This is a genomic window from Pseudomonas sp. PA1(2017) (assembly GCF_001945375.1).
Taxonomy (GTDB): Bacteria; Pseudomonadota; Gammaproteobacteria; order Pseudomonadales; family Pseudomonadaceae; genus Aquipseudomonas.
The window spans coordinates 281,918-289,388 of sequence record NZ_MSXU01000003.1 but is presented as its reverse complement, the minus strand read 5'-3'; the positions used below and the strand labels follow the sequence as shown (position 1 = coordinate 289,388).

General features: G+C 63.2%; 6 protein-coding genes and 5 tRNA genes. 8 read left to right on the top strand and 3 right to left on the bottom strand.

What is annotated here, in order from left to right; translation table 11 throughout:
- Position 1: 1 nt before the first annotated feature.
- Together BVH01_RS06525 and BVH01_RS06520 are read right to left on the bottom strand one after the other, a co-directional pair.
- A tRNA-Asn gene (locus tag BVH01_RS06525) sits at positions 2–77 on the bottom strand.
- 65 nt (positions 78–142) lie between these two features.
- Positions 143–1,339 carry an amino acid aminotransferase gene (locus tag BVH01_RS06520; protein WP_075929545.1) on the bottom strand — a complete coding sequence of 399 codons (1,197 nt, stop codon included), beginning with the start codon at positions 1,337–1,339 and terminating at the stop codon, positions 143–145.
- 166 nt (positions 1,340–1,505) lie between these two features.
- Here BVH01_RS06520 and uvrB point away from each other — a divergent pair, with 166 nt between their 5' ends.
- The 8 genes from uvrB to BVH01_RS06480 all read left to right on the top strand — a co-directional run bounded on the left by uvrB (position 1,506) and on the right by BVH01_RS06480 (position 6,957).
- Entirely contained in the window at positions 1,506–3,521 is a 2,016-nt protein-coding gene (uvrB, locus tag BVH01_RS06515) for an excinuclease ABC subunit UvrB (RefSeq protein ID WP_075929544.1), read from the top strand.
- Positions 3,518–4,033, top strand: coding sequence for a nucleoside 2-deoxyribosyltransferase (locus BVH01_RS06510; RefSeq protein ID WP_075929543.1), 516 nt, complete (start codon positions 3,518–3,520; stop codon positions 4,031–4,033). The genes uvrB and BVH01_RS06510 overlap by 4 nt, the downstream gene beginning before the upstream one ends.
- A gap of 173 nt (positions 4,034–4,206) precedes the next feature.
- The gene (gene gltX / locus BVH01_RS06505) at positions 4,207–5,688 is read left to right on the top strand and encodes a glutamate--tRNA ligase (RefSeq protein ID WP_075929542.1); all 1,482 of its coding nucleotides are present in this window, start codon (positions 4,207–4,209) and stop codon (positions 5,686–5,688) included.
- 146 nt (positions 5,689–5,834) lie between these two features.
- Positions 5,835–5,910, top strand: a tRNA-Ala gene (locus tag BVH01_RS06500).
- Positions 5,911–5,969: 59 nt separating this feature from the next.
- A tRNA-Glu gene (locus BVH01_RS06495) sits at positions 5,970–6,045 on the top strand.
- 49 nt (positions 6,046–6,094) lie between these two features.
- Positions 6,095–6,170 (top strand) — tRNA-Ala (locus tag BVH01_RS06490).
- Between the two features lie 48 nt (positions 6,171–6,218).
- A tRNA-Glu gene (locus tag BVH01_RS06485) sits at positions 6,219–6,294 on the top strand.
- Between the two features lie 228 nt (positions 6,295–6,522).
- Positions 6,523–6,957 (top strand): thioesterase family protein, encoded by a 435-nt coding sequence (locus tag BVH01_RS06480; protein WP_075929541.1) that lies wholly within the window; start codon positions 6,523–6,525, stop codon positions 6,955–6,957.
- Between the two features lie 4 nt (positions 6,958–6,961).
- Here the strand turns inward: BVH01_RS06480 and BVH01_RS06475 are convergent, their stop codons facing one another.
- On the bottom strand, positions 6,962–7,351 hold the full coding sequence (locus tag BVH01_RS06475) for a hypothetical protein (RefSeq protein WP_075929540.1): 390 nt from the start codon (positions 7,349–7,351) through the stop codon (positions 6,962–6,964).
- Between the last annotated feature and the right edge of the window lie 120 nt (positions 7,352–7,471).

The following is a 7,471-nucleotide window of genomic DNA, read 5'->3' as shown; positions in this document are numbered from 1 at the left end:
TTGGCTCCGCGACCTGGACTCGAACCAGGGACCCAATGATTAACAGTCATTTGCTCTACCGACTGAGCTATCGCGGAACAACGACGCGTATCCTACTGATTACGAAGGGGAAGTCAAGCATCTGCCGACTTCCCCTGGCAACTTACAGAACGGCGGCGATGGCCTTGGTTACGACCGGCAGGTTGCGCGTGTTCAGGGCGGCCACGCAGATGCGGCCGGTGCCCACGGCGTAGATGCCGAATTCGCTGCGCAGACGCTCGACCTGTTCGGTGGTCAGGCCCGAGTAGGAGAACATGCCGCGCTGTTCGGCAACGAAGCCGAAGTCGCGCTTGGCGTTCAGTGCTGCCAACTGCTCGACCATGGCCAGACGCATGGTGCGGATACGATCACGCATCTCGCCCAGTTCGGTTTCCCACATCACCCGCAGTTCAGGATTGTTGAGCACGGCCGCGACCACGCTGGCGCCATGGGTCGGCGGGTTGGAGTAGTTGGTGCGGATCACGCGCTTGACCTGGGACAGCACGCGGCTGCCTTCTTCCTGGTCGCCGACCACGATGGTCAGGGCGCCGACGCGCTCGCCGTAAAGCGAGAACGACTTGGAGAACGAGCTGGAGACGAAGAAAGTCAGGCCAGATTGGGCGAACAAACGTACCGCCGCGGCGTCTTCTTCAATACCGTCGCCAAAACCCTGGTAGGCGATGTCGAGGAAGGGCACATGCTCGCGTTCGCGCACGATTTCCAGCACTGCTTGCCAGTCTTCGGGCGTCAGGTCGACGCCGGTCGGGTTGTGGCAGCAGGCGTGCAGCACGACGATGGAGCGCGCCGGCAGGTTCTTCAGGTCTTCGAGCAGGCCACCACGGTTCACGCCGTTGCTGAAGGCGTCGTAGTAACGGTAGTTGCGCACCGGGAAACCGGCGGTTTCGAACAGCGCGCGATGGTTCTCCCAGCTCGGGTCGCTGATCGCCACGGTGGCGTCGGGCAGCAGGCGCTTGAGGAAGTCCGCGCCGGTCTTCAGCGCGCCAGTGCCGCCGATGGCCTGGGTGGTGATCACGCGGCCTTGCTGGATCAGCGGCGAGTCGTTGCCCAGCAGCAGCCTCTGCACGGCCTGATCGTAAGCAGCGATGCCTTCGATCGGCAGGTAGCCGCGCGGGGCGCGAGCGGCGGTCAGGGCCGCTTCGGCTTCGACCACGGCGCGCAGCAGCGGAATGCGACCTTCTTCGTTGGTGTAGACACCCACGCCAAGGTTGACCTTGTCAGGGCGTTTATCGGCGTTGAATGCTTCGTTGAGGCCCAGGATGGGATCGCGCGGAGCCATTTCGACGGCGGAGAACAGACTCATGGGGGCGGCAGCTCTGTGGTGGGGTGAGTATCGAGCAACCCGGCAACTGGATTAGGGGTTGCGCAAGCGGGCCGTTAGTATAGCGGCCCATATTCGGTGTCGCGACAGCGTACATCAGGTATGACGCACGTGTGGTCGTGGCGTCACAGCCTTTGCAGAGGTAATTATGTCCGAGTTTCAACTGGTCACCCGTTTCGAGCCCGCCGGCGACCAGCCCGAGGCGATTCGGCAGATGATCGAAGGCCTCGAGGCCGGGCTTTCGCACCAGACGCTGCTCGGCGTGACGGGCTCCGGCAAGACCTTCAGCGTGGCCAACGTCATCGCCCAGGTGCAGCGCCCGACGCTGGTGCTGGCGCCGAACAAGACCCTGGCGGCGCAGTTGTATGGCGAATTCAAGTCGTTCTTCCCGAACAACGCGGTGGAGTATTTCGTTTCCTATTACGACTACTACCAGCCCGAGGCCTACGTGCCGTCGTCGGACACCTTCATCGAGAAGGATGCCTCGATCAACGATCACATCGAGCAGATGCGCCTGTCGGCGACCAAGGCGCTGATCGAGCGCAAGGACGTCATCGTGGTCTGCACGGTGTCGTCGATCTACGGCCTGGGCAGCCCCGAGGAGTACCTGAAAATGGTGCTGCACCTCGACCGTGGCGACAAGATGGATCAACGCGCGCTGCTGCGCCGCCTGGCCGAGCTGCAGTACACCCGCAACGACATGGATTTCGCCCGGGCGACCTTCCGGGTGCGCGGCGATGTGATCGATATCTTCCCGGCCGAATCGGATCTGGAAGCGATCCGCATCGAGCTGTTCGACGATGAAGTCGAGAACATCAGCGCCTTCGATCCGCTGACCGGCGAGGTGCTGCAGCGCCTGCCGCGTTTCACCTTCTACCCCAAGAGCCACTACGTGACGCCCCGCGACACGCTGCTCGAGGCGATGGAGAAGATCAAGGTCGAGCTCAAGGACCGCCTGGACTACCTGCGCGGCGCCAACAAACTGGTCGAAGCGCAGCGTCTGGAGCAGCGCACCCGTTTCGACCTGGAGATGATCCTCGAGCTGGGTTACTGCAACGGCATCGAAAACTACTCGCGCTACCTGTCCGGGCGCGACCCCGGTGCGCCGCCACCCACGCTGTACGATTACCTGCCGGCGGAGGCGCTGCTGGTGATCGACGAATCCCACGTCAGCGTGCCGCAGGTCGGCGCCATGTACAAAGGCGACCGTTCGCGTAAGGAAACCCTGGTCGAGTACGGCTTCCGCCTGCCCTCGGCGCTGGACAACCGCCCGATGCGCTTCGAGGAATGGGAAGCCGCGTGCCCGCAGACCATCTTCGTTTCCGCCACACCGGGGCCTTACGAGGCCGACCATGCCGGGCGGGTGATCGAGCAGGTGGTGCGACCCACCGGCCTGGTCGACCCGGAAGTGGAGGTGCGCCCGGCGCGTACTCAGGTCGATGACCTGCTGTCGGAGATCAACAAGCGCGTCGCCCTCGAGCAGCGCGTGCTGGTCACCACGCTGACCAAGCGCATGGCCGAGGACCTCACCGATTATCTGGCCGACCACGGCGTCAAGGTGCGTTACCTGCACTCGGATATCGACACGGTCGAGCGGGTAGAAATCATCCGTGACCTGCGCATCGGCACCTTCGACGTGCTGATCGGCATCAACCTGCTGCGCGAGGGGCTGGATATGCCCGAAGTCGCCCTGGTGGCGATTCTCGATGCCGACAAGGAGGGCTTCCTGCGCAGCGAACGCTCGCTGATCCAGACCATCGGTCGCGCAGCCCGTAACCTGAATGGCCGGGCGATTCTCTACGCCGACAACATGACCGGCTCCATGGAACGTGCCATCGGCGAGACCGAGCGGCGCCGGCAGAAGCAGTTGGCCTTCAACGAGGCCAACGGCATCGTGCCCAAGGGCGTGGTCAAGGATATCAAGGACATTCTCGAAGGTGCCGTGGTGCCGGGTGCGCGCAGCAAGAAGCGCAAGGGCATGGCCAAGGCCGCCGAAGACAATGCACGCTACGAGGCGGAGCTGCGCTCGCCGGCGGAGATCACCAAGCGTATCCGTCAGCTGGAGGACAAGATGTTCGAGCTGGCCCGCGACCTGGAGTTCGAGGCGGCGGCGCAGATGCGCGACGAGATCCAGAAGCTGCGTGACCGGCTGCTTGCGGTATGAGTGTGGCGGGTCATGCAAAGGTCTATCTGGCCGGCTTCGACGTGTTCCGGGTGGACGCCATCGAGCGTGGTGAGTATCTCAAGCGCTTGTGCCGTGAGCAGGGGCTCGAAGGGCTCTATCCGTTCGATAACGAGGTGGCTGACGGGCTGGCGCCGACCGAGATGGCGGCGCAGATCTGCCGGCTCAATCTGGCGATGATCCGTGATGCCGATGCCGTGCTGGCCAACCTCAACCCGTTTCGCGGGCTCGAGCCGGATTCCGGCACGGCATTCGAAGTCGGTGCGGCTGTGGCGCTGGGCAAGCCGGTGTGGGCGTATTTCGAGCCCCAGGGCAGCATGCGCCAGTGGTTGCCCGGTGACACTGAGGGCCGTGACGCCGACGGCTACTTCATCGAGGATTTCGGCCTGCCGCGCAATCTGATGCTCGCCTGTTCCTGGGCCGGTTGCAGCGCCAGTGTAGAGGAGGGGGTGGCGGCGCTGCGTCGCTACCTGAACGGCGCGTCGGGCGCCTGACCCGTTCTTCGCAGCCCTGCGCCGCGGTTCGCTGGAGCCAGCCGGGGCTGGCCTGTTAATATTCATTCCCTTCGCTTTCTCGCGTCATCCATGGCGCCTGCGCCGGTCGCCCATGCGGCCTGGGCGCGAGGCCAGCCCATGCCATTTTCAGTCTTACTTGCTCGGGACTTTCCATGACCACCGTTCGCACTCGTATCGCTCCGTCGCCTACCGGCGACCCTCACGTCGGCACCGCCTACATCGCCCTGTTCAACCTGTGCTTCGCCAGACAGTACGGCGGCGAGTTCATCCTGCGCATCGAGGATACCGACCAGGTTCGTTCGACCCGTGAGTCCGAGCAGCAGATCTACGATGCCCTGCGCTGGCTGGGCATCGAGTGGAACGAAGGCCCGGACGTCGGTGGCCCTTATGGCCCGTACCGGCAGAGCGAACGCGGCGAGATCTACCGCAAGTACGCGTTGGAGCTGGTGGAGAAGGGCCATGCCTTCTACTGCTTCTGCACCCCGGAAGAACTCGATCAGATGCGTGCCGAACAGATGGCCCGTGGCGAGACGCCGCGCTACGACGGCCGCGGCCTGCTGCTCTCCGACGAGGACGTGCAGCGCCGCCTGGCAGCGGGCGAGCCCCACGTGATCCGCATGAAGGTGCCGAGCGAGGGCGTCTGCGTGGTGCCGGACATGTTGCGCGGCGACGTCGAGATTCCGTGGGATCGCATGGACATGCAGGTGCTGATGAAGACCGATGGCCTGCCGACCTACTTCCTGGCCAACGTGGTCGACGACCACCTGATGAAGATCACCCACGTGCTGCGTGGTGAAGAATGGCTGCCCTCGGCGCCCAAGCTGATCCTGCTCTACGAGTACTTCGGCTGGGACAAGCCACAGCTGTGCTACATGCCGTTGCTGCGTAACCCGGACAAGAGCAAGCTGTCCAAGCGCAAGAACCCGACTTCGATCACCTTCTACGAGCGCATGGGCTTCCTGCCCCAGGCGATGCTCAACTACCTGGGCCGCATGGGCTGGTCGATGCCGGACGAGCGCGAAAAATTCACCCTCGAGGAAATGATCGCCAATTTCGACGTACAGCGCGTTTCCCTCGGCGGGCCGATCTTCGATCTGGAGAAGCTGTCCTGGCTCAACGGCCAGTGGATGCGTGACCTGAGCGTCGAAGAGTTCGCCGCTGGCGTGCAGAAGTGGGCCTTCAACAGCGACTACCTGATGAAGATCGCCCCCCACGTGCAGGGCAGGGTGGAAACCTTCAGCCAGATCGCGCCACTGGCCAGCTTCTTCTTCGCAGGCGGTGTGCAGCCGGACAAGGCGCTGTTCGCCCACAAGAAGCTGTCGGACGATCAGGTGCGCCAGCTCATGCAACTGATCCTCTGGAAGCTCGAGGCGCTGCGCCAGTGGGAGAAGGAGCGGATCACCGGCTGCATCCAGGCGGTGGTCGAACATCTGGAGCTGAAGCTGCGCGATGCCATGCCGCTGATGTTCGCCGCCGTCACCGGTCAGGCCAGTTCGGTATCGGTGCTCGATGCCATGGAAATCCTCGGCCCGGACCTCACCCGTTTCCGTCTGCGCCAGGCCATCGAACTGCTCGGCGGTGTGTCGAAGAAAGAGAACAAGGAGTGGGAAAAACTGCTGGGCAGCATCGGCTGATTCTCGGCCGCCTGTCGCCATGGGCGGCCGGCAGCCAGCGGTTTGCGGTAAGTGTTTGTTATGTCAGCGAAAAAAAATAAGGTAGCCGCTAATTTTTTGTTGACAGGGTGCAGGGGCGCACTTAACATGCGCCCCGTCCTCGAGATGGGGCTATAGCTCAGCTGGGAGAGCGCTTGCATGGCATGCAAGAGGTCGACGGTTCGATCCCGTCTAGCTCCACCAATCTCGGATGCCACAACCGGTTCTACGGAATGGGTTGAGTTGTAAAGAAGGGCATTTGCGTCCCCTTCGTCTAGTGGCCTAGGACACCGCCCTTTCACGGCGGTAACAGGGGTTCGAGTCCCCTAGGGGACGCCACTATTTCCAGCTGCAGTGCTTAGGCATTGCAGCCAGACCGCAAGGTTCTGGGGCTATAGCTCAGCTGGGAGAGCGCTTGCATGGCATGCAAGAGGTCGACGGTTCGATCCCGTCTAGCTCCACCAATCCACGACAAGGCCAGCCAAGTGCTGGCCTTGTTCTTCGAAGGTTTCGTCCCCTTCGTCTAGTGGCCTAGGACACCGCCCTTTCACGGCGGTAACAGGGGTTCGAGTCCCCTAGGGGACGCCATTTTTGCCCGCTCTGCGGGATTTTTAAGGGTCACTTCTCACGAAGTGGCCCTTTTGTTTTTGCGCGTACGAAAAGTTCTCGTCGATCCGTGCGGCTGGCGATGCGGCGCTTGCGTTGCAGCAGGCTAAGCCCCTAAGGTCGAGCCTGTTGCGTCGCCAAGGGAGGCCATTGCATGAAGCTGACTCACATTGCTGCATCGCTGCGCGCCGCTGCGCTGAGGTATGTGTCGTGAACTGGGATCGCCCCGATCCGTTCACCATCGATCTGCTGGTCGGCAGCGAGGATATCGATGGCCTCGGGCACGCCAACAACGCCGTCTACGTGACCTGGCTGGAGCGTTGCGCCTGGCGCCATTCGCAATCGCTGGGGCTGGATCTGGTCGAGTACCGGCGCCTGGATCGGGCCATGGCGGTGGTGCGCCACGAAATCGATTACCTGAGCAGTGCCTATGAAGGCCAGGCGCTGCAGATGGGTACCTGGATCGTCGAATCCGACCAGCGTCTGAAGATGGATCGCTGTTTTCAGCTGATACGTCCGCAGGATGGCGCCACGCTGCTGCGTGCGCGCACCACCTTCGTCTGCATCGAGTTGTCCAGCGGTCGGCCCAAGCGCATGCCGGCCGAATTCATCGAGGGTTATGGCCGGGCATTGCTGCCGGCTTGAGTGTTCATGGCTGCGGGGCCAGAAACAGCTTCTGCTCCTCGTAGACTGCCTGGTAGCGCCGGGTTTCACCCGGTTGCAGCAAGAGCGATTGGCTGCTCACCAGATCGATCTCGGCGCAGAACCCTTCGCGTGACGGGGTGAGCACCACGCTGCGTTCGCCGCTGGGAACGTCGAGCGTGACGCTTTCGCCGGCTGGCAAGGCGACAATCAGTTGCTCGTCGACGCGCAGTTGCAGGTCGCAGGCGTTGGGCGCATTGCGGTCGCGGCTGACGATCAGCTTGGCGGCCGCTGCGGGCTCCAGCGGCACGCCCTCGGAGATCGGCGTGGCGGCGATTGCAGTGGTGGTGGCCAGCAGCAGGGCGAGCGGGGCGCTGCGCAGCACGAGTCGATTCATGGCGATTTCCGGTGGTGTCTGTCATTGCAGTGGACTGCTCCAGGCGTTGGGTGTTCAGGCGCTGTCCCGGCGCGTCGCTCGCCGCTACACTACGCGCCGTTTTTGCCTCGGCATGCCGAT

What these genes read in the sequence shown, in the direction of transcription:
- BVH01_RS06520 (WP_075929545.1), bottom strand. Translation starts at nt 1,339, where the DNA reads ATGAGTCTGTTCTCCGCCGTCGAAATGGCTCCGCGCGATCCCATCCTG.
- uvrB (WP_075929544.1), top strand. Translation starts at nt 1,506, where the DNA reads ATGTCCGAGTTTCAACTGGTCACCCGTTTCGAGCCCGCCGGCGACCAG.
- BVH01_RS06510 (WP_075929543.1), top strand. Translation starts at nt 3,518, where the DNA reads ATGAGTGTGGCGGGTCATGCAAAGGTCTATCTGGCCGGCTTCGACGTG.
- gltX (WP_075929542.1), top strand. Translation starts at nt 4,207, where the DNA reads ATGACCACCGTTCGCACTCGTATCGCTCCGTCGCCTACCGGCGACCCT.
- BVH01_RS06475 (WP_075929540.1), bottom strand. Translation starts at nt 7,351, where the DNA reads ATGAATCGACTCGTGCTGCGCAGCGCCCCGCTCGCCCTGCTGCTGGCC.